The sequence below is a fragment of the Streptomyces sp. NPDC051738 genome (assembly GCF_044453205.1).
Taxonomy (GTDB): domain Bacteria; phylum Actinomycetota; class Actinomycetes; order Streptomycetales; family Streptomycetaceae; genus Streptomyces.
Genome location: NZ_JBITCM010000010.1, coordinates 212,143 through 232,289 on the forward strand (window position 1 = coordinate 212,143; position 20,147 = coordinate 232,289).

Consider the following 20,147-nt stretch of genomic DNA (forward strand, 5'->3'; position numbering starts at 1 on the left):
GGTGGGGGACAGTCATCGCCGTACGCCTTTCTGTGCGCGCTGTGTGGTGAATCGGTCACAGAGTGGCGTGAACGGGCGTACGGTGAAAGGCGTTTGAGTTGCGCACGGTAACTGGCAAACGGTGGTGGTGAGTGGTGCCCGCACGTAAGGATCCCGACGCTTCGGTGAGCGTTCCCTGTTTCTACGGCGCCGAGTTGCGCTACAAGAGGGAGCAGGCGGGACTGACGCTGGAGCAGCTGGCGGAGGGGAGCTTTCGGGGGATCTCGTTCCTCAGCCAGATCGAGCGGGGTGAGCGGCGGATGCCGGAGGATCTCGCCAAGCATGTCGATGAGCGGCTGGGGACGGACGGGTTTTTCCAGCGGCGGTGTGCAGATGCGGCCAAGGCGCGGAAGGCTGGAATCGCCGAGCACTTCGCGGATGTAGCCGAACTGGAGACGCTGGCGCGGACCATCGAGGACTGGGCTCCCATCCTGGTGCCCGGGCTGTTGCAGACCAGGGCGTACGCCGCGGCGATTGCTCGATCGGCGATGCCGCGAGCGTCGGACGCCGACGTCGAGGCCGTCGTGAGTGCTCGTCTGGACCGAGCGAGGCTCTTCGCAGGGGAGTCGCCGCCGAAGCTCTGGGCGGTTCTCGACGAGTCGGTCATCCGGCGACGGGTGCTGCCGCCTGCAGGGATGGCCGAACTGCTGGACCACATCGCCGAGGTGGTCAGGGCCACGCGGTCCATTGTGCAGATCGTCCCGGAAACCGCCGCTGCCCACCCGTTCATGATGGGACTGACACGCATCATGACCTTCTTCGACGCTCCACCGCTCGTGTACACCGAAGGTCTGCACAGCGGCCAAGTCATCGACTATCCGGCCCTCGTGATGGAGTACCGCGAGTCGTACGATCTGCTCAGGGCCGCCGCTCTGCCGCCAGAGGCGTCCCTTGCCGTGATCGAGGCAGCAGCGGAGGACTACCGGAATGAAGCCCAACAGCAACACCGACCTTAGGTCCGTGCAGTGGCGCAAGAGCAGCTACAGCAGCGGAACCGGCGGTGAGTGCGTCGAGGTCGCCGACCACCTCCCCGGCATCATCCCCGTCCGCGACTCCAAGAACCCCGACGGCCCCGCCCTCGTGTTCCCCGCCCCCGCCTGGGCAACCTTCGTCGCCTCCCTGTGACCGCCACGCGCCATGCCTCTTCGCATACTGAGAGGCATGGCCATCTATGACACGCTCGGCGCGACGTACGGCCGGACCCGGCAACCCGATCCGCGGATCGCCGCGCAGATTCACGCCGCGCTCGGCAACGCCGCGGACGTGATCAACGTAGGAGCGGGCACCGGCTCCTACGAGCCACCGCAGACGGTTCTCGCCGTTGAGCCCAGCCAAGTCATGCTCGCCCAGCGTCCACCCGGGTCCGCATCCGCCGTGCGCGCCGTCGCCGAGCACCTTCCGCTGCGCGACAACGCTGCCGACGCCGTCATGGCACTGCTGACCGTCCATCACTGGAGTGACCTTGCGGCCGGCATCGCCGAACTCCGCCGGGTAGCGCGCCGCCGCATCGTCATCCTGACCTGGGACCAGCAGATCTTCCGCGAGCAGTTCTGGCTCGTGCGCGAGTACCTCCCACAGGCAGCCGCCTTCGACGACACCCGCGCCATCCCCACGGACCGGCTGGCCACTCTGCTCGGCGGGGCACATCAGGAGCCCGTCCCTGTCCCGCACGACTGCACGGACGGGTTCGGCGCCGCATACTGGCGCCGCCCCCACGCCTACCTCGACCCACAGGTGCGCGCCGGAATCTCCATGCTCGCCCAGACCGGAGAAGACGTCCTCGCTCCCGGCCTGGCAACGCTCACCGATGACCTCGCGACCGGCCGTTGGCGTCACCGTCACGCCGACCTGATCGCACGCGACACCATCGACGTCGGCTATCGACTCCTGGTGACAGACTCCTGACCTGCGCCAGGACGCCAGACCAGAAGGCTGCTTCCTGCCATTTGATGCCGTCCCAGTACAGGCGGCCGTCCGCCTTGTCCCAGGTCTTCTCTGCACGGACAGCCTAAACGTGCGCCTCGGGCCCGTTGAGCCCACGTTTATCGCGTCTTGATGCGTGCGCCTTACGATCGCCCATTGGACGGTGCCCAACCAACACTGTTGCTCCGCAGGGCAAAAGCTCAGTTCGACGGGGGAGAACGAGATGCTCCGCATTCATTTCAGTGACGTGGACCTGGCCAGAACCAAGCTCGCCGCCGCTCCGGATCCGTTCATGGAGATCGCCGCGAGTCTGCACCGATTCCAGTCCCGCAAGGGCCGGTGGGCCCACGCCGGCTGGTATCGCATGGCACGGCAGCAGCTGCGGGAGAAAGGGCTGGAACGACTCGTACGCGGCGTTCTCCTGCCTTTGTATCCAAGGGCCGCTTACTTTCCGGACTTTCTGACGCCCGCCCATGAGGTGGGAGTCTGGGACGCGGGTGTGGAGTCGATGCTGGCCACGCCTCCGCAACGGGTTCTGAAGGAACTGGCCATCCTTGACCGGACCGTCGCCGCTCCCTCGTGGGCCGGGCAGCTGGCCGGGCTGGAAGCCCGCAAGGAGTTCGTGGGGATGCTGCGCGCGTACTACGAGGCCGTGGTCGTCCCGCACGAGGACCAGGTGCAGGCGCGTATCGAGTCCGAGCGGGCGGCACGCTACCGTGGGCTCCTCAGCGGTGGCGTGGAGGGCATGCTCTCGGGGCTCGGACCGCTGCTGCGCTGGCGCCCTCCCGTCCTGGAGGTCACGTATCCCAAGCAGGCCCGTGACCGGGACCTGTTTCTCAACGGTCGCGGGCTCACGCTCGTTCCGTCGTACTTCAACTGGGGCGAGCCGGTCGCCTTCGCAGACCCGGAACTGCCGCCCGTGCTCTGGTACTCGCTGCTCCATGAGCCGGACGCCCGGGACGCCGCGCATGGCTCCGCGGGCGTCGCCGACGATCCCGGGAAGCCCTTGACGGCCCTGCTCGGGCGCGCCCGAGCGGTCGCCCTGTGCGCCGCGTCCGCCGGTGCCACGACCGGCGAGATCGCCCGCGCCGCCGGTGTGTCGGCCTCCGCCGCCAGCAGACACGCCACCGCGCTGCGGGACGCCGGACTCATCACCAGCATCCGCAACGGCCAGAGCGTCCTGCACACCCTCACGCCCGCGGGGGCGTCCGTCCTACGAGCATCCACGCGCACGGGCGACGGGGGCGTCACGAGCACCGTGCGATGAGCCGACGGCCCGTCGGTCGGTGGGCGGGCCATGGAGCGGCGGCACGCAACGGCGTCGCGCCGGCCTGCCTCAGGACGGCGTCGTCACCCCAGCCGGTCGACCAGCGCGAACGCATCCTCGGTCTTGGGGTGGGTCTGGCCCAGCCGGGTGTGCAGGATCTGGGCACCCCGGCGCGCGAAGTCCACCGCGGCCGGGTCGTTCAACGTGTCCAGGACTTGGGCTTTGAACAGCAGGACGTACCCGATGTACAGGTGGTCCGGCGCGTACTTGGCCTCGCGGATCCGCAGCGCCCGCGAGATCAGCGGCAGGGCCGTGGCGTGGTCGCCGAGGTCGACGTGGACGTTCGCCAGCGCCACCAGGTCGAAGCTCACGTACGGGTCGTCCGGTCCGTATGCCGCCTCGTCGATCCGCAGCGCCCGCTCGGCCAGTGGCCGCGCCGCCTCGTGCTCGCCGAGAATGCACAGGATCCGCGCCAGCGTGGCCAGGTCCGTCGCGATGGCGGGACTGTCCGGCGGCAGGGAGGCATCATGCAGGCGCAGGGCGCGTTCCGCCAGCGGGAGTGCCCTCTCCGGCGCGCCGAGGTCCCGGTGGATCTGCGCCAGGGTGATCAGGTCGAAGCCCGCCTCCGCGTCCCGTCCGTCGAGCGACTCGTCGATCGCGAGGGCGCGTTCGCACAGGGGCAGCGCGACCGAGCAGTCCCCGAGCTGGATGAGGAACTCCGACGCCCGCCTCAGCAGCACCGCGGTCTCCGCGGCGCACTCGGCCGGCGGATCGTCCTTGGTCACGGTGATGACGTGCGGGAGCAGCTCCTGCCATCGCGGCCGGGCGTCCGGGTCGGCGTGGATGTCCTGCGGCACGGCCGCGAGCAGCGCACGGCACAGCCGGACCCGGGTCTCCGTGTGCTCCGAGTCCGACATCCCGGCCCGGATGGCGGCCTGGACCAGCCGGTGCAGCACCAGGGACGCGTTTCCGCGCCTGGCGAGACCCAGACCGGCCAGGGCGCCGACCGTCATGTCCCAGGCCAGCGGGTCGGCCGCGGGGACGTCCAGCAGGTCGGGGCTGCCGGTGAACAGGTTCAGCGGGATCGGCTCCGGCGCCAGCAGGGCGCACAACCGCAGCAGCCGCACCGCGTGGGGCTGCTCCGCCGCCAGCCTCAGCACGCTGAGCTCCCACAGGGTCGCGACGACCACCGCGGGCCGGTCGGTCAGTTCGCCCTGCCCGATCATGTCCTCCAGCCGCGACGTCAGCAGGGACAGGTATTCCTCGGGCGCCGTGTCGTTGTAGGCCATGTACCCGACCGCCTGCTCCAACGCCAGGGGCAGATCCCCCAGTTGCCCGGCGATCCGGTCCGCCACCTCCGCGGTCGTGCCGGGCACCCGCCGGGTCAGCAAGTCCACCGACTCCTGCCTGGTGAACACGTCCAGGTCGAGGACGTCGGCCCTGCTCGACCAGCCGCTCACCCTGGTCGTGACGATGACATGGCCGTTGCCCGCCAGGCCGCCCGACGGCAGCGCGTGCGTGAGTGTGCCGGGTTTCTCCCCGTTGTCGAAGATGATCAGCCAGGGCCTGCGGTCCCGCAGCTTGCCGTACACCCGTGGAATGGCCTGGGGGGAGTTCACGTCCGTCAGTCCCAGCTCGCCGGCCAGCACGACGAACTGCCGTGCCACCAGCTCGGGTTGCTCCGCGTCCACGAACGCGACGAACCGGTACTTCGACAGGTGGCGGTACGCGTACTCGACCGCGAGCTGGGTCTTGCCGACGCCGCCCAGCCCGTGCAGGGCCAGCGTCGCGACCTCGTCCATCGAGGTGAGGCGCTGCCGCACCGCCAGCAGAGCGGCGTCACGGCCGGTGAAGTTGGTGTTGCGCGGCGGCAGCCGGTACGCCGTGGGCGCGGGCAGGGCCTGCGCACGGTCGCGGCGCGGCGCCTGCCACAGTCCGATCGACGCCAGGGGTATCAGGGCGAGGAGCACCACCCACGGGTGGACCCGCACAAAGTCGAGAGGCCCCGGCCAACGGCCCTGACCCGACGCGGCGTTGAAGGCGAGACTGCCGACGAACAGCACGAGCAAACCGGCCACCGCGCTGGCCAGTCTTCGCCACATGGTTCCCTCTTCGGTATGACGGCGACCCGTCAACGACCAACAGCCGGCGTGATCGTATCCCAGGAGCCGCACGGTCCGAGGGGAATCGACCGACGCCGGCCAAAGGGGCAGACCCTAGCCGTCCACCTCGTACTGACCCACCTCGAGGAAGTACCGCAGTTCCTCCGGCGTGCCGTCGATGGCCTCTTCCGCCGCCGCGCGCAGGGCGGCGCTGATCGTCGGGTCGGCGAGGATGCGGGCGATGCGGACGCGGTCGTCCTCGGCCCAGGCCAGGCGGTAGCCGGTCTCCAGGAAGGCGCGCAGGGCCTCCGGGGTGTTGGCGTCGAGGGCCTCGTTGGCCTCCCTGATGACCGCCTTGTCGGTCTTCGGGTCGGCGGAGGCGAGGATACGGGCGATGGCGACGCGGTCGTCCTCGGCCTGGGCTGTCCAGCGGCCCGTCTCCAGGAAGTACCGCTGGTCCTCGATGGTGCCGTCCATGGCCCGCTGTGCGGCGGCGTAGACGGCCTTGCCGGTGGCGGGGTCGGCGATGATGCGCATGATCGCGACGCGGACGTCGTCGTCGGACATCTCGTCGACGGGCGAGTCGGCCGTGTCGGACGCGGTCGCCACGGTGGTGGTGGACGACGGGGCCGACTCGGCGGCGAAGGCCGGGGAGGCCAGCAGGAGCGCCGGGGTCAGGGCGGTTGCCGCGAGGGTCAGGGCCATGCGGGTCGGTCTCACGTAGGAACCTTCCTTGTGGGGTGGGGAGTTGAGCACTTCGGTGCCTGGAGATCCTGGATCTCCGGAACCCTGTGCATCTTCCCTCTGACCGCGCCCGAGTTCACTGCAATATCCACGTACTCATAGCGTGCGAAGCGGCCCAAGGAGGGCCTGGAACTCTCCAGGTACCGCTCCCGTGCATGCCCCCCGAGACTCATCCGTGTCACGACCACTGAGTTGAAGGGGGAAGCGCATGCGCTCGCGCATTCTGGCAAGGACGCTGGTCAGCGCCGTCACCGTCGTCGGTATCGCCGCCGGGAGCCTGGCGACCGCGGGTACCGGCTTCGCGGCGTCCGAGACGGTCACGAAGCCGGCCGGGGGTTCCGGGGAGATCTCCACGCTCGCGACGAACAACTTCGGCCTGAGCGGGGTGCAGGCCAGGTACGTCCAGCGCTGGCTGGCGAAGTACTGGGGCTACGACGGCTCGCCCGACGGGCTGCTCGGTACCAACAGCTGGAAGGCCTTCCAGGATTGCCTCAAGAAGCACTGGGGCTACACCGGCGCGATCGACGGAGACCCCGGCACCGACACGGTGAAGGCCCTGCAGCGCCTGCTGAAGAAGGGCTACGGCTACGCCGACGACATCGACGGTGACGCCGGAGCGAACACACGGGCCTCGTTCAAGAAGTTCTCCGCCGCGGCCGGTGCCGGTGTCGCCGGACCGAACGGGCTCCGCTAGCCGACCGCAGTCGAGTGACGCGCCCCCGGTCGACACCCGGTCGACCGGGGGCTGTGCGTACGCAAGGGCGGCCTCCGGCCCTCCCCCGAGGGGACCGGAGGCCGCGGGTGTGCAGGCCCGTCAGCAGGGACGCAGCGACCAGATCGGGTCCCACGTCGCCGTGCCGGCCTGGTACGCCGTGGACGTCCAGCGGACGCTGCCGTCCTTGTTGTAGAACTTGGCGACCGTGCCGGGCGTCTGGTTGTTGGTGAACGGGCCGTCGCCGGTCCAGTTGCTGAGCGTCCAGGTCTGGCACTTGTAGAAGTCGAACTTCTGACCCTTGACGATCATGCACAGGTGGCCGTAGCCACAGGCCAGGTCCCGGGTGCCGATCTGGCCCTTGGGCGCGGCGGTGACGGTCAGGCCGTCGTACGTGACCTTGCCGTCGGTGACCCGGAGCGGCTTCGGGTCACCGGCGAGAACCTCCTCGGCGACCTGCTGGGTGCTGGTCACCCGTGTGCCGTCCGGGGCGGTGGCGGCGGATGCCGTGACCGTGGGGCCGGCGATCAGAGCGGTGGCCGCGACGAGCAGCGCGGCGGGCTTGGCGATGTTCACTCTTGTTCCCCCAAGAATGGTGTGAACGCTGGTGGTCACTTCGCTGTGGTGGAGCGGTGTCCAACGTCCCAGTGGCGCCCGCCGGCCGGTACCTCAGACCTCTCAGGGTCACTTCTCGCCCGGCGCCGTGTACTCCTTGAGGTAGTGGCCGACGCGGGTGGCGTAGTCGCGGTACTTCGGGGGAACGCCGCCCGCGTTGTTCACCACCTTGGTCGACGTTCGGTACGCGGCCGCCAGCAGCACCTGGCGGTCGCCGGACAGGCCGGTCCGATCGAGGAGAGGTTCCATGTAGCAGAGGTAGCGGCCCACGGCCGGGATGGAATCGGCGGGGGAGAGGGGCGGCTTGGGAGTTTCCGTCGCGGGGACGCCGTCCGCGCGAATCCACCAGCGCAGCAGGCTCGGCGTCCAGCGGGCGATGCCGTACTCGCCCTCGCGCCCCGCGCCCGGATCGGACAGGTCCGGGTCGAAGTCGCTCTCCGCCTTCAGCAGGGCGGCGATCAGCGCGGGCGTGACCTCAGGCCGGACGCAGTCGTGGGCCGCATCGACGATCAGCCGGCGGTAGGCCACGGGCACGCCCTTGTCCGTGCGGAGTTCGGAGGCGCCGTAGTCGGCGGCCCTGACCTTCGCGGTCTCGGCGCCCGAGGCCCCGACCCCGCTCCCACCCCCGTCTTTGCCGGTGTCCGTCCAGTTGTTGACGCCGTAGCCGAGCGAGGCCACCGCCACCACGGCGGTCACGGTGGCCAGCACCGTCGTACGGCGGGAGCGGCGACGCGGGAGGAGGGCCCGTGGCAGACGCGGGGAGCGGCCGGTGCCGGCCGTCGCCTCCACCCGGCGCAGCAGGTCCTGGGTGCCGATCCGGTCGGCGTGCGTGCGGGTCAGGCAGTCCCGCACGATCTCCCGCCAGGCGTCCGGGAGTTGGGGCGACAGACGCAGCTCGTCGGTGCCGCGGGCGTACGCGGCGGCGGCGTCACGGCGGGCCGTCGGGGTGGCGCCGGGCAGCGGGAAGGAGTCGGTGAGCAGCAGATGCGCCAGGACACCGAAGGCCCAGACGTCCGCCGAGGGGCGGATCCGGCGGCCCCGCTCGCCGATCTCCGACCAGAGCAGCTCCGGCGGTGTGTAGTCGGGCGTGGAGAAGGCGGGCGTGTACGCGTGCGTGCCCTCCAGCTCCGCCGCCATGTTGAAGTCGGCGAGCCGGGCCGAACCGTCCGCCATCAGCAGCACGTTGGCCGGTTTCAGGTCACCGTGCACCCAGCCGGCGTGGTGCAGCTGCGCCAGCCCCTCGCAGATCTGCGCGAGCAGGGCGGGCGCGGCGGCGGGGCGCGGCTCGGCCGCGACGAGCGCGGACAGGGAGCCCTCGGCCTTCTCCAGTACGAGGACGGTGGCGCCGTCGAGAGCGGGGTGGGCCGGGTCGTCGACGACGAGGGTGTCGTACATCCGGATCAGCCGCGGCTGCTTCAGCCGGCGGTGCAACTCGACCTCGCGGTCGACGAGTTCGCGCAGGTGGGTGAGTTGGCGGGGGGTTCCGGTGCCGGTGGGCAGGAACTTCAGTGCCGCCGACTTAGGGAGGTCCTCGTCCGCCGGGCGGCCCTCGCCGGCCGCGACGCGCCGTGCCTCGTACACACTCCCGAACGCCCCCGTGGCGATCGGCTCCCGCACCTCCCACACGCCCGCCCGGTACCCCTTCGGCACCGGCACGGCGTAGGGCTCGGTCACCGCGCCACCCGGCCCGGCGCCGCATCCGTCAGCACGACGAGATCGTCCTCCCGTACGAGATCGAACCGCAGCGCCAGTGACACCAGCGACTCCTTCTTGCCGTTGAGCCGCGGGCCCGTGTCCGCCGTCTCCGGGGCGGGCTTGAGGCGCAGTTTCACGGCGAGGTAGTCGATGTTCCACTGCACCGAGGTGCGCGACGCGGCCGGCCAGGCGGGGCGCAGCCGGTCGACGACCTGGTCGACGGTGGGCAGCGCGGCGTGCGGTTCGCCGCGCAGACGGGGCTCGCACAGGGCGGCCAGGACCGCGAAGTACCGCTTGGTGCGGTCGACGGAGAAGGCGGGCGCGGTGGTGGCGCCGTCCAGGCCGTCCTCGCTGCGGTAGTCGTGCCGCGGCGCCCACACCTCGATCGGCAGCAGATCGCCGGCCGCGGGCAGCACGATCCGCGAGAACTCGAAGGGGACCGGTGCGTCAAGCCGCCCCGGCCCGACCTTGATGTGCTCGCCCGCGCCCTCCGGGTTCTCGACGACGTACGTCTGCTCCCGGCTGAGGTTGCTGAGTATCCAGAAGGCGCCCTGGGCGGTGATCTGACCCGCTCTGCGGGACACGCCGTCGTGCGCGATGGTGAGGTCGTTGTCGGAGTCGGAACGCCCGAAGCTCAGCCGCTCGCCGGGCGCCATACGGATCTGGGTGCGGTGGTTGTCGTCCTCCGGGGTCGGCGGAGGTACCACGATGATGCTGTACAAGGTGCGTCTCCCCGTGCCTGACGGCTACCCACGTCAGAGTAGGGCGACGCAGCCGGGCCGTGCCCCCCCTCATACGGGTGAGACACGGCCCTCGGCTGCTATTGGCGTGAACTGAGCCCTGGCTACGGAGATTTCCGTAGGCGCTCAGTAGCGCGGGCGGCTGAACCAGGCCGTGGCGGCGCTGTTCACCATCGAGGCGAGGATGACGCCCGCGATGGCGAGGGAGATGAGCCCGCCGAAGGTGGCGGAGCCGTTCGCTCCGTTCACGATGTTGACGATGCCGCCGAGGATCATCAGCGACGCGTACACGATCGTCGTGATGCGGATGCCGCTGCCGCCGTTCTTGAACTTGACGCCCAGGAAGATGGAGAGAGCGCCGAGGCCCACCAGGAGGGCGGCGAACAGGAAGCCGAGGCCGGCCAGCGCGTCGGTGTCGTCACCGGAGCCGACGCCGTTGGAGACGTCCTGGGCGGCGCCGATGGCGATGCCGGCGATGATGCCGAACAGGAGCTGGAAGCCGGAGAGAATGAAGAGCAGCACACGGGCCGTCTTCATCAGGCCGGGCATCTCCACCGGCATCATGTTGCCGCCCGGGTAGCCGGGGTAGGCGGGCTGCTGCGGAGCGCCCTGCGGGTAGCCGTAACCGGGGGCCTGGGGCTGCTGCTGCGGGTAGCCGTAACCGGGCTGGCCCTGGGGCTGCTGCTGCGGCTGCTGCGGCGGGTAGCCGGGCTGGCCCTGGGGAGGCGGGCCGTAAGGGTTGTTCGGGTCGCCGAAACTCATGGCGGTCTTTCCTCCGTTGTCCGAGTGCGGGGACGCGCGGCACTGTGTTCGGAGGAAGGTCTTCGGATGCGGTCGTCCCCCCGGTACTGCCCGCGGTACTGCCGTCACATCGTTCTTTAGTCTGCTCTTACTTGTCCAGCCGCATTCCGTATGTGTTGTGCAAGTGCAACATCATTGATCATGAGTGGATACGGGTGGAGATACGGCCGCCGAGGTCACGGATGACCCAGAGCGGACCCGGATTGGAACCGAGAGGGCGTCATCAAGGAGGATGGGGACCATGACCGCCCAGATTCTCGATGGCAAGGCCACCGCAGCCGCGATCAAGTCCGATCTGACCGCCCGCGTGGCGGTGCTGAAGGAGAAGGGCGTCACGCCCGGCCTCGGCACGATCCTGGTCGGGGACGACCCCGGCAGCCAGAAGTACGTCGCCGGCAAGCACCGCGACTGCGCCCAGGTCGGCATCTCCTCCATCCAGCGCGAGCTGCCGGCCACGGCGACCCAGGAGGAGATCGAGGCGGTCGTCCGCGAGCTGAACGAGGACCCGGCCTGCACCGGCTACATCGTCCAGCTGCCGCTGCCCAAGGGCATCGACGAGAACCGCATCCTGGAGCTGATGGACCCGGCCAAGGACGCGGACGGCCTGCACCCGATGAACCTGGGCCGCCTGGTCCTGAACGAGCCGGCTCCGCTGCCCTGCACCCCCAACGGCGTTCTCACCCTGCTCCGGCAGCACGGCGTCGAGATCAAGGGGGCCGAGGTCGTGGTCGTCGGCCGTGGCGTCACCATCGGCCGCCCGATGCCGCTGCTGCTGACCCGGCGCAGCGAGAACGCCACCGTGACCCAGTGCCACACCGGCACCCGTGACCTGGCGTCCCACCTGCGCCGCGCGGACATCATCGTCGCGGCCGCGGGCTCCGCCCACCTGGTCCGCCCCGAGGACGTGAAGCCGGGCGCGGCCGTCCTCGACGTCGGTGTCTCGCGCAACGCCGAGGGCAAGATCGTGGGCGACGTCCACCCTGGAGTCGCCGAGGTGGCCGGCTGGATCTCCCCGAACCCCGGCGGCGTGGGCCCGATGACCCGGGCGCAGCTGCTCGTCAACGTGGTCGAGGCGGCGGAGCGCAGTGTCGGTTGAGGGAGCCGCCGGAAGGGCGGAGGACATGGCCAGGGCGGAGACCACCGCCAGGGCAGAGGACACGGCCACGGCAGAGACCACAGCCGGCGCGGATGACGCTGCCCAGGCCGAGGACACCGCCAAGGCCGAGGACGCCGCCCAGGCGGAGGAGATCGAGGTCCGGGACCCGGTGAGCGCCCCGGACGCGCAGGGCGTGCCCCGGCGCACCACCCGCCGCTTCCCGCTGTTCACCCGGGACACGGCCCGCCCCGAGGGCGGCGGCCGGGCCGCCGGCGGTGACGCGCCGGCACCCGCCCGGCAGTGGCCCGTCCTGCTCGTCCTCGGCCTGGTCGGGGTCGGCCTGCTGATCACCGCGCTCGACGTGTTCCGCGTCGGAACGCTGGTGATCGGCGGCGCCCTGCTGGCCGGCGCGGTGCTGCGGTGGTTCCTGCCGAGTGTCGGCATGCTCGCCGTACGGTCCCGCTTCACGGACATCGCGACGTACGGCGTGCTGGGCCTCGTGATCGTGCTGCTGGCGCTGATGGCGCAGCCGGATCCGTTGCTGAAGGTGCCGTTCCTGAAGGACGCGCTGCACTTCACCGTGGACAGCTGACGCCCTGTGCGGGACGGCGGTCCGTCCTTTCCCCCGGGCGAGGACGGACCGCCGTCTGCGTCCACCCTCGGGTACGGCGAAGGGGCTGTTCAACGCCTGTCAGCGCGCTGTGGCACGGAGGTGACCGTTCCGCTACGTCGGGTCCGGCGGGGAACCAAGGCGCCGTTCCGTGTCGTCACCCGATCGGGTTCTGGTTCGGAGGTGAGCGATGGGTTTCTGGCAGCCGCTGCCCGACGATCTGCCGCCGGAGGTGCGGCACTTCGTGGAGCACTTGCGGCAGCTCAAGGACCGCACGGGCCTGAGCCTGGTCGCGCTGGGCGCGCGCACCGCGTACAGCAAGTCCTCCTGGCAGCGCTACCTCAACGCCACCCAGCCCCCGCCCCGACAGGCGGTCATCGCGCTGTGCCGGGTGGCGGAGACCGGCAAGGAGGAGGCGGAACGCTTCGGGGCGCGGTGGGAACTGGCCGTGCAGGCGTGGCCGAAGCCGGTGGCGGTGCAGTCGCCGGGGCATCCGGGCGGCGCGGACGAGGCGCATGGGGAGTCCGAAGGTTCTGAGCGGGCCGAGGGGGCCGAGGGGTACGAGGACGACCCCACCCTGCCCTGGTGGGACGCACCGCCGAAGGAACCGGAGCCGCCCTCGCGTCGGTTGCTGGTGATCGCGGTGGTGCTCGTCGTGGCTCTGGCGGTGACCGCGGTGATCGGGGCCGTTGCGCTGGGCTGAGCCGGACGGGACGACTGCGCCGGACTTGTCCGAATGCATCGCATGTGACGTGCGTGATCGTTTATGTGCTTTCTGTGTGGCGATGTGTTGACAAGTTCGCGGATTTGCAAGGAAGTCGTTCGGTAAGCGGGCTAGCGTGGGCGATCGGGACGGGTCCGGGGCGTCCCGTATGTCGCAAGGGCTTACTACCAGGGTTGCGTCGCCGGGGAGGGAAGCCGGTGGAACACTGGACCCCGTCCGGAGGGCGTGCAACGGTGCATGCCCACGGCCGCAATGCTCCCGTGCGCCCCCACCCCGGGAACTGAGATCCTTACTGGGCGCATCCCTGTGGGTAGCCAGAACGGGGACTCGGCAGAGGGCACCACGCGCGGGGGAAACGCGAGAAACACCAGCACAACCGGGGGGAAGAGGGGGGAAGCAATGCCTCGTTGGAGGGCCTTGCCGGATGAACTCGATCCGCAGGTCAGGGAGTTCGCGAGCCAGTTGCGGCGGCTCGTGGACCGCAGCGGTCTGAGCATCGCGGCGCTGGCCGACCGCACGGGATACAGCAAGACGTCCTGGGAGCGGTATCTGAACGGGCGGCTGCTCGCGCCCAAGGGCGCGATCGTGGCGCTCGCCGAAGTCACCGGCACCAATCCGATCCACCTGACCACGATGTGGGAGCTGGCCGAACGGGCGTGGAGCCGTTCGGAGATGCGCCACGACATGACCATGGAAGCGATCCGGATCTCTCAGGCGCGCGCCGCGCTGAGCGAGTTCGGGGCGCCGCCGCCGAACGCCAAGGGGGGCGCGAAGGCCGGGAAGACCGCACGCAGGGGCGGGAGCGCCACGGCCGCGCCCACGCCCGGAGTGGCGGGGCCGGCGGGGGTGGCCCCGACCGTTCCGCCCACGGTGCCGGCGCAGCCCACGGCACCGGAGGTGCGGGACTCGGCGGTTCGGGACGCCCCGGTCCAGGACTCGCCCGTACGGGGCGGCAGCGGGGGTGACGTCCGGGAGGACGGTTCCTCCGGGGCCAACTCGTGGGGCCTGGCGGGCTATCGAGGTCCGGCGCCGACGGGTGGCGGCCGTACGGCTGCTCCGCCGCCGTCGGGGGGATCCTCGGCATCTCCGGGTTCCCCGGTGTCGGCCGCATCCGAGGCCTCCGGAACGTCCGGCGCGGCGTCGGGGTGGTCCCCGGCGACGCCCAATCCCTACGGCGAGCCTCCGCAGGGGCCTCGTCCGGGAGGCGGGTCCACCGGGGGCGGGGGTGGCAAGCGGCGGCTGACGATGTTCCTCGCGGGGGTCGTCGGTGTGCTGGTCGTGATCGCCGCGGTGTTCTTCCTGACCGACGGCGGCGACAAGAACAAGAACGACGAGGCCGGCAAGTCGCCCTCGCCGTCCGTGACGACCGATCCCGATCTGCCGGCCGGGGTGAAGTGCAGCGGTGACTCCTGCACCGGCAAGGACGCGGAGAGCATGGGCTGCAGCGGCGACCTCGTGACCACCGCCAAGACCGCGACCGTCGGCGCGGCCGTGGTCGAGGTGCGCTACAGCGAGACGTGCGGCGCGGCGTGGGGACGCATCACGCAGGCCGCGCAGGGAGACGAGGTGGCGGTGACGGTCGGCAAGACGAAGCAGACCGGCACGATCACCGTCGCCGGGGACACGATCGCGTACACCCCGATGGTGGCCGTGAAGGACGCGGGCGACGCGACGGCGTGCGCGACGCTGGCGGTCGGGCAGGAGGGGTGCACGCAGTAGGAAAAGAATTCGGTGGGGCAGGAATGCCCGTCGGCAAAGTGGGCACGCGCACCGTACCCCCACGGGAGTCCGGCAACCGGTACCCCCACCAAGCGGCCGCCCGCGTCCCCCTCTCCCGGACCGGGCGGCCGCTCTTTTCCGCCCGTTTCCCCCGTTGATCGACATTCTGTGGGCCGGGCCACATGGACCCGGCCGTGCGAGATCCCGGATGCGCGATAGCCTGACCGGTGGATCTCTCGACGCCAAGAGATCGATCATCTCTTCGCCCCGCACCCCGGGGCAGGGATGCCTCACCGCCAGCTGTCCTACGGAGAACGCCATGACCCGCACTCCCGTGAACGTCACCGTCACCGGCGCGGCCGGCCAGATCGGTTACGCCCTGCTCTTCCGCATCGCCTCCGGCCAGCTGCTCGGCGCGGACGTGCCGGTCAAGCTGCGGCTCCTTGAGATCACCCCCGCGCTGAAGGCCGCCGAGGGCACGGCCATGGAGCTGGACGACTGCGCGTTCCCGCTGCTCCAGGGCATCGACATCTCCGACGACCCGAACGTCGCCTTCGACGGCACCAACGTCGCCCTCCTCGTCGGCGCCCGCCCCCGCACCAAGGGCATGGAGCGCGGTGACCTCCTGGAGGCCAACGGCGGCATCTTCAAGCCGCAGGGCCAGGCCATCAACGCCCACGCCGCGGACGACATCAAGGTCCTGGTCGTCGGTAACCCGGCCAACACCAACGCGCTCATCGCGCAGGCCGCCGCCCCCGACGTACCGGCCGAGCGGTTCACCGCTATGACCCGCCTCGACCACAACCGCGCGCTCACCCAGCTCGCGAAGAAGACAGGCTCCACGGTCGCCGACATCAAGCGGCTCACCATCTGGGGCAACCACTCCGCCACCCAGTACCCGGACATCTTCCACGCCAGCGTCGCCGGCAAGAACGCCGCCGAGGTCGTGAACGACGAGAAGTGGCTCGCGGAGGACTTCATCCCGACCGTCGCCAAGCGCGGTGCGGCGATCATCGAGGCCCGCGGCGCCTCCTCGGCCGCCTCGGCCGCCAACGCCGCCATCGACCACGTCCACACCTGGGTCAACGGCACCGCCGACGGCGACTGGGTCTCCATGGGCATCCCGTCCGACGGTTCGTACGGCGTCCCGGAGGGGCTCATCTCCTCCTTCCCGGTCACCACGAAGGACGGCACGTACGACATCGTCCAGGGCCTGGAGATCAACGAGTTCTCCCGCGCCCGTATCGACGCCTCCGTCAAGGAGCTCGAGGAGGAGCGCGAGGCGGTCCGCGCCCTCGGCCTCATCTGAGCCGACCCGCATCCACTTCCCGGTCCCCGGTCGCTGCAACAGCGGCCGGGGACCGGTGCGTTCAGGGAGGCAGCCCTACAGGACACCCGTTCCGCCGGAATCGAATATGTCAAATCCCGTGTGCCGACCGGTGATCGATGGGCACTCTCGGTGTGTGAGTGACTACCGAGATGAGACACCTGCCTATCTGACGATCCGCGTCACTCAGCAGGAGGGGCCGATCGCGGCCTTCGCCGAACAGGAGGCGTGGGAGGCGACGACGCGGTACCCGGAGCTGATGGGGGTGGGTCTCCCGGAGTTCTTCCACGCGCGCGAATGCGAGACGGGCGGCTGGGAGTTGCTGGGCACCGGCACCGATGCTCCGCAGGGCTCCCGGGACTCGCTCGGATCGCACTTCCGGCTGGCGGCGAAGAACGCCGAGGACGCGGGTGACGAGACGGCCCGGCGCAAGTGGATGGCGGCGGCGCGGCGGATGGACCGGGAGGTGGTCGACGACGTCCGGGTGCGCGGCGAACGCTTCCGGATCATCCGCGCCGGGCGCTTCGTCCGCATGGGCCCCAACGGCCCCGAGCCGCCCCGCCCGTCCGACCCCGACACGGCGGAGGTGGGCGAGGCCTACCGGCTCGGCCCGACCGCGAAGGGCTTCGTGGTCGACCCGTTCACCGGCACCGGACTGTCCAACGGCATCCTGAAGCTGGAGCTGGTGGACTTCGTCGGAGTGACGCCCGACTCGCCGCCGGAGGTCACCGAGGACGCGCGGCGGGCCCGGCTGGAGTATCCGGGCGGGGTGCTGCTCCCGGCGGTCTTCATGATCTCCGAGCGCGTGGACGGCAGATGGCGGGCCTTCGACCCGGGCGCCAACCACAGCACCCCCCAGGCGGCCCGTGACTCCCTGGCCTCCTGGCTGCGGGTGATGGCCCCGTTCACCCTCCGCCTCGACGACGACAAGCGCGCGGAGTACGCCCGTATCGCCGACCGCCTCGACGAGACCCGCTCCAACGTCACCACGGTCGCGGGTGTCCGTTACCGCGTCACCCGCGTCGAACGCCTCGTCCGCATCGGCCCCGACGGCCCCGAGGGCCCCCGTCCCTCCGACTGGGACCCCGAACCGCCGATCGACGTCCAGACCCGCCAACTGAAGGAACAGGGACTGTGGAAGGAGGACGAGGACGAGGACGAGCCGATCGAGCTCGACGAACGGACGCTGGAGCTGCAGCGGCTCTGGGAGGCCGAGTGGGAGCGGCGCAAGAAGCGGAAGGGGACGGGGAAGGGGATGGGGACGGGTACGGGGACGGGCTGAGAGCGGGGGCGCACCGGCCGGGCGCGCTTCAGGAGGCCGGGGGCAGTCGCTTCTCGAACCAGTGCGCGGCGTAGACGTTGTCGTCGTACCGGGGGATCTCCGTGTATCCGCAGGCCCGGTACATCGACTGCGCCTCGGTGAGCGCGGCGTGGGTGTCGAGGCGTACGACGGTCAGTCCCCGTGCGGCGGCCTCGCCTTCGAGGGCGTCGAGGAGGCGCCGTGCGAGGCCCAGGCGGCGGGCGTCGGGGTGCACCCAGACGTGGCGGATCTCCCCGACGCCGGGTTCCAGGCGCCGTAGCGCCCCGCAGCCCACGGGGCGGCCCTCCTCACGGGCGACGAAGAACGCGCCGGAGTCGCCGGACACCTCCTGCGGCCGTACGAGGTCGCTCTTGTCGAACCCCTCGGGGAACCGCTCGTCGATGTCGGCCGCGTACGCGTCCAGGCAGTGACGGGCGTCCGGTGCGGCGCCGTCGACGAGGTCGACGGTGATGACCGCGAGGCGCAGCAGGCGCTGGGTGGTGGCCAGGGCCTCGGTCAGCCGGGCGCGCTGCGGTTCGCTGAGGCCTTCGAGGAGCCCGGTGGCGACGGCGCTCGACCGCAGGTTCTGCTCCTTCACCTCGGCCCGCCCGGCGGTGGTCAACTCGATCATGCGCAGTCGGCTGTCCCGAGGGTGCGCGGTCAGCCGGACCATGCCCTGCGCTTCGAGCGCCTTCGCCATCCGGCTCAGATACCCGGCGTCCAGGCCGAGCCGGCTCCTGAGCTCGCGCAGGGACGCACCGTCCCCGATCTCGAACAGCAGCCGGGCCTCTCCGAGCGGGCGGTTCTGGCCGAGGTAGTGGTCGTCCAGTACGCCGATACGGCGCGTGAAGTAGCGGTTGAAGCGGCGCAAGGCCGTCACGTGCTCCGTCGACACTGGCTCCATCACGTGCTCCGTTGATGCGGGCTCCATATTTCTTTGACTTTAGTCAAAGGTTCGCCACTCGCTTTAGTCAAGGGGGCGGATCCGCCACCGACCGGCGTTGGGTGCCCCTTTTGTTACTGTTTGGCCAGATTTTCAGTGACGCACCGCACTTTCCGGCAGTGAACGCGCATGCAATCCGGAGGCCGGGGCAGGCGGTGACGGTCCTCATGAGTGACACCTGTGTGACTCAGGGGCGCTGAACAGGAACGGAAGGCAACACCGATCATGACCGGACAGCAGGCAAGGCAGGCAGAGCAGACGATTCACGCGGGCGGAGAGTGGCGCACGGCCGTCTCCGGCGCCACGCGCGAGATCCTCGATCCCGCGGACGCCCTGCCCTTCGCCGTGATCGCGGAGGGTGACGAGAAGGACACCGATCTGGCCGTGGCGGCCGCCCGCCGCGCCTTCGACGGCGGCCAGGGCGAGTGGCCCCTGACGCCCGTCGCCGAGCGCGCCGCCCTGCTGCGCCGTGTCGCCGACCTGCTCGTGCGCGACCGCGAGCCGCTCGGTCTGCTGGAGAGCCGCGACGCCGGCAAGACCGTGGAGGAGGGCCGGGTCGACATCGACTGCGTCGCGGACGCCTTCCGCTACTTCGCCGACCTCGTCGCCGCCGAGGGCCCGGGCCGGGTCGTCGACGCGGGCTCGACCGACATCCACAGCGTCGTCGTCCATGAGCCGGTCGGCGTGTGCGCGCTGATCACGCCCTGGAACTACCCGCTCCTCCAGGCCAGTTGGAAGATCGCCCCGGCCCTCGCCGCCGGGAACACCTTCGTCGTCAAGCCGAGCGAGATCACCCCGCTGACGACCGTCGCCCTGATCGAGCTGCTCGTCGAGGCGGGCCTCCCGGCCGGCGTCGCCAACATCGTCACCGGCCCCGGCCACTCCGTCGGCGCCCGCCTCTCCGAGCACCCCGACGTCGACCTCGTCTCCTTCACCGGCGGCCTGGTCAGCGGCACCAAGGTGGCCCAGGCGGCCGCGCCCGGCGTCAAGAAGGTCGCGCTCGAACTCGGCGGTAAGAACCCCAACGTCGTCTTCGCCGACGCCTGCTCCACCGACGAGGCCTTCGACACCGCCGTCGACCAGGCCCTCAATGCCGCCTTCATCCACAGCGGCCAGGTCTGCTCGGCGGGCGCCCGCCTCATCATCGAGGAGTCGGTCCGGGACCGCTTCGTCTCCGAACTCGCCCGCCGGGCCCAGAAGATCCGCCTCGGCCGCGGCACCGCCGACGGCGTCGAGTGCGGCCCCCTCGTCTCCGAGCAGCAGCGCGCGAAGGTCGAGGCGTACGTCGAATCCGCGCTCCAGGAGGGCGCGGTGCTGCGCTCCGGCGGCAAGCGCCCCGAGCCGTCCGAGGACCGACCGGAGAGCGGCTACTTCTACGAGCCGACCCTCCTCGACCGCTGCCACCGCGAGATGAGGGTCGTACGCGAGGAGGTCTTCGGCCCGGTCCTCACGGTCGAGACCTTCCGCACCGAGGACGAGGCGATCGCCCTCGCCAACGACACCGAGTACGGCCTCGCGGGCGCCGTCTGGACCGCCGACGCGGGCCGGGCCCGCCGGGTCGCCGGCCGCCTGCGGCACGGCACCGTCTGGATCAACGACTTCCACCCCTACCTCCCGCAGGCGGAGTGGGGCGGTTTCGGCAAGAGCGGAGTGGGCCGCGAACTCGGCCCCGCCGGACTCGCCGAGTACCGCGAGACCAAGCACGTCTACCAGAACCTCGCGCCGCAGCCGGTGCGTTGGTTCGCGGGCTGACCCCACCGACCACCGGGCCCCGTCCGCCCAAGTCAGCC

The 20,147-nt window shown here is 70.7% G+C and carries 19 protein-coding genes; 12 read left to right on the plus strand and 7 right to left on the minus strand.

Annotated features, from left to right (window positions below; all coding sequences use genetic code 11):
• Nucleotides 1–134: 134 nt before the first annotated feature.
• The 4 genes from ACIA8X_RS24410 (at nucleotide 135) to ACIA8X_RS24425 (ending at nucleotide 3,229) form a co-directional block, all read left to right on the plus strand.
• Nucleotides 135–995 carry a helix-turn-helix domain-containing protein gene (locus ACIA8X_RS24410; protein WP_393453561.1) on the plus strand — a complete coding sequence of 287 codons (861 nt, stop codon included), beginning with the start codon at nucleotides 135–137 and terminating at the stop codon, nucleotides 993–995.
• Nucleotides 967–1,164, plus strand: coding sequence for a DUF397 domain-containing protein (locus tag ACIA8X_RS24415; protein WP_393453564.1), 198 nt, complete (start codon nucleotides 967–969; stop codon nucleotides 1,162–1,164). The genes ACIA8X_RS24410 and ACIA8X_RS24415 overlap by 29 nt, the downstream gene beginning before the upstream one ends.
• Nucleotides 1,165–1,200: 36 nt before the next feature.
• On the plus strand, nucleotides 1,201–1,944 hold the full coding sequence (locus tag ACIA8X_RS24420; RefSeq protein WP_393453566.1) for a class I SAM-dependent methyltransferase: 744 nt from the start codon (nucleotides 1,201–1,203) through the stop codon (nucleotides 1,942–1,944).
• A 241-nt stretch (nucleotides 1,945–2,185) separates the two neighbouring features.
• Nucleotides 2,186–3,229 (plus strand): ArsR family transcriptional regulator, encoded by a 1,044-nt coding sequence (locus tag ACIA8X_RS24425; protein WP_393453569.1) that lies wholly within the window; start codon nucleotides 2,186–2,188, stop codon nucleotides 3,227–3,229.
• 83 nt (nucleotides 3,230–3,312) lie between these two features.
• Here ACIA8X_RS24425 and fxsT read toward each other — a convergent pair whose 3' ends face one another.
• Nucleotides 3,313–5,331 carry an FxSxx-COOH system tetratricopeptide repeat protein gene (fxsT, locus tag ACIA8X_RS24430; RefSeq protein WP_393453572.1) on the minus strand — a complete coding sequence of 673 codons (2,019 nt, stop codon included), beginning with the start codon at nucleotides 5,329–5,331 and terminating at the stop codon, nucleotides 3,313–3,315.
• Nucleotides 5,332–5,445: 114 nt separating this feature from the next.
• A complete protein-coding gene (locus ACIA8X_RS24435; RefSeq protein WP_399459091.1) occupies nucleotides 5,446–6,051 on the minus strand; it encodes an ALF repeat-containing protein in 606 nt (201 codons plus the stop codon).
• A 232-nt stretch (nucleotides 6,052–6,283) separates the two neighbouring features.
• On the opposite strand from ACIA8X_RS24435, the gene ACIA8X_RS24440 reads away from it, so the two are divergent.
• Nucleotides 6,284–6,769 (plus strand): peptidoglycan-binding protein, encoded by a 486-nt coding sequence (locus ACIA8X_RS24440; protein WP_393453578.1) that lies wholly within the window; start codon nucleotides 6,284–6,286, stop codon nucleotides 6,767–6,769.
• 120 nt (nucleotides 6,770–6,889) lie between these two features.
• On the opposite strand, the gene ACIA8X_RS24445 is transcribed toward ACIA8X_RS24440, so the two are convergent.
• The 4 genes from ACIA8X_RS24445 to ACIA8X_RS24460 form a co-directional block, all read right to left on the minus strand.
• Nucleotides 6,890–7,363 (minus strand): hypothetical protein, encoded by a 474-nt coding sequence (locus ACIA8X_RS24445; protein ID WP_393453581.1) that lies wholly within the window; start codon nucleotides 7,361–7,363, stop codon nucleotides 6,890–6,892.
• Nucleotides 7,364–7,471: 108 nt separating this feature from the next.
• Nucleotides 7,472–9,076 carry a protein kinase gene (locus ACIA8X_RS24450; protein ID WP_399459092.1) on the minus strand — a complete coding sequence of 535 codons (1,605 nt, stop codon included), beginning with the start codon at nucleotides 9,074–9,076 and terminating at the stop codon, nucleotides 7,472–7,474.
• The gene (locus tag ACIA8X_RS24455) at nucleotides 9,073–9,819 is read right to left on the minus strand and encodes an FHA domain-containing protein (protein WP_393453587.1); all 747 of its coding nucleotides are present in this window, start codon (nucleotides 9,817–9,819) and stop codon (nucleotides 9,073–9,075) included. The genes ACIA8X_RS24450 and ACIA8X_RS24455 overlap by 4 nt, the downstream gene beginning before the upstream one ends.
• A gap of 144 nt (nucleotides 9,820–9,963) precedes the next feature.
• Nucleotides 9,964–10,599 (minus strand): hypothetical protein, encoded by a 636-nt coding sequence (locus ACIA8X_RS24460; RefSeq protein ID WP_399459093.1) that lies wholly within the window; start codon nucleotides 10,597–10,599, stop codon nucleotides 9,964–9,966.
• 280 nt (nucleotides 10,600–10,879) lie between these two features.
• Between ACIA8X_RS24460 and ACIA8X_RS24465 the strand changes: the two genes are divergently transcribed.
• The 6 genes from ACIA8X_RS24465 to ACIA8X_RS24490 all read left to right on the plus strand — a co-directional run bounded on the left by ACIA8X_RS24465 (nucleotide 10,880) and on the right by ACIA8X_RS24490 (nucleotide 17,396).
• A complete protein-coding gene (locus tag ACIA8X_RS24465) occupies nucleotides 10,880–11,734 on the plus strand; it encodes a bifunctional methylenetetrahydrofolate dehydrogenase/methenyltetrahydrofolate cyclohydrolase (RefSeq protein ID WP_393453592.1) in 855 nt (284 codons plus the stop codon).
• Between the two features lie 25 nt (nucleotides 11,735–11,759).
• Entirely contained in the window at nucleotides 11,760–12,326 is a 567-nt protein-coding gene (locus tag ACIA8X_RS24470) for a DUF3017 domain-containing protein (RefSeq protein ID WP_393453595.1), read from the plus strand.
• Nucleotides 12,327–12,534: 208 nt separating this feature from the next.
• Nucleotides 12,535–13,047 (plus strand): helix-turn-helix domain-containing protein, encoded by a 513-nt coding sequence (locus ACIA8X_RS24475; protein ID WP_399459094.1) that lies wholly within the window; start codon nucleotides 12,535–12,537, stop codon nucleotides 13,045–13,047.
• Between the two features lie 438 nt (nucleotides 13,048–13,485).
• The gene (locus ACIA8X_RS24480; protein WP_393453601.1) at nucleotides 13,486–14,787 is read left to right on the plus strand and encodes a DUF2690 domain-containing protein; all 1,302 of its coding nucleotides are present in this window, start codon (nucleotides 13,486–13,488) and stop codon (nucleotides 14,785–14,787) included.
• A gap of 319 nt (nucleotides 14,788–15,106) precedes the next feature.
• On the plus strand, nucleotides 15,107–16,096 hold the full coding sequence (locus ACIA8X_RS24485) for a malate dehydrogenase (protein ID WP_399459095.1): 990 nt from the start codon (nucleotides 15,107–15,109) through the stop codon (nucleotides 16,094–16,096).
• A gap of 154 nt (nucleotides 16,097–16,250) precedes the next feature.
• Complete coding sequence (locus tag ACIA8X_RS24490) at nucleotides 16,251–17,396, plus strand: DUF5954 family protein (RefSeq protein ID WP_399459097.1); 1,146 nt, start codon at nucleotides 16,251–16,253, stop codon at nucleotides 17,394–17,396.
• A gap of 28 nt (nucleotides 17,397–17,424) precedes the next feature.
• Here ACIA8X_RS24490 and ACIA8X_RS24495 read toward each other — a convergent pair whose 3' ends face one another.
• On the minus strand, nucleotides 17,425–18,318 hold the full coding sequence (locus ACIA8X_RS24495) for a GNAT family N-acetyltransferase (RefSeq protein ID WP_399459098.1): 894 nt from the start codon (nucleotides 18,316–18,318) through the stop codon (nucleotides 17,425–17,427).
• A 264-nt stretch (nucleotides 18,319–18,582) separates the two neighbouring features.
• On the opposite strand from ACIA8X_RS24495, the gene ACIA8X_RS24500 reads away from it, so the two are divergent.
• A complete protein-coding gene (locus ACIA8X_RS24500; protein WP_399459099.1) occupies nucleotides 18,583–20,109 on the plus strand; it encodes an aldehyde dehydrogenase family protein in 1,527 nt (508 codons plus the stop codon).
• The last annotated feature ends 38 nt before the right edge of the window (nucleotides 20,110–20,147 follow it).

Excerpts from the sequence above, each read along its gene's own strand:
- ACIA8X_RS24415 (WP_393453564.1), top strand. The coding sequence starts at position 967 with ATGAAGCCCAACAGCAACACCGACCTTAGGTCCGTGCAGTGGCGCAAG.
- ACIA8X_RS24420 (WP_393453566.1), top strand. The coding sequence starts at position 1,201 with ATGGCCATCTATGACACGCTCGGCGCGACGTACGGCCGGACCCGGCAA.
- ACIA8X_RS24425 (WP_393453569.1), top strand. The coding sequence starts at position 2,186 with ATGCTCCGCATTCATTTCAGTGACGTGGACCTGGCCAGAACCAAGCTC.
- fxsT (WP_393453572.1), bottom strand. The coding sequence starts at position 5,331 with ATGTGGCGAAGACTGGCCAGCGCGGTGGCCGGTTTGCTCGTGCTGTTC.
- ACIA8X_RS24440 (WP_393453578.1), top strand. The coding sequence starts at position 6,284 with ATGCGCTCGCGCATTCTGGCAAGGACGCTGGTCAGCGCCGTCACCGTC.
- ACIA8X_RS24460 (WP_399459093.1), bottom strand. The coding sequence starts at position 10,599 with ATGAGTTTCGGCGACCCGAACAACCCTTACGGCCCGCCTCCCCAGGGC.
- ACIA8X_RS24465 (WP_393453592.1), top strand. The coding sequence starts at position 10,880 with ATGACCGCCCAGATTCTCGATGGCAAGGCCACCGCAGCCGCGATCAAG.
- ACIA8X_RS24470 (WP_393453595.1), top strand. The coding sequence starts at position 11,760 with ATGGCCAGGGCGGAGACCACCGCCAGGGCAGAGGACACGGCCACGGCA.
- ACIA8X_RS24475 (WP_399459094.1), top strand. The coding sequence starts at position 12,535 with ATGGGTTTCTGGCAGCCGCTGCCCGACGATCTGCCGCCGGAGGTGCGG.
- ACIA8X_RS24485 (WP_399459095.1), top strand. The coding sequence starts at position 15,107 with ATGACCCGCACTCCCGTGAACGTCACCGTCACCGGCGCGGCCGGCCAG.
- ACIA8X_RS24495 (WP_399459098.1), bottom strand. The coding sequence starts at position 18,318 with ATGGAGCCAGTGTCGACGGAGCACGTGACGGCCTTGCGCCGCTTCAAC.
- ACIA8X_RS24500 (WP_399459099.1), top strand. The coding sequence starts at position 18,583 with ATGACCGGACAGCAGGCAAGGCAGGCAGAGCAGACGATTCACGCGGGC.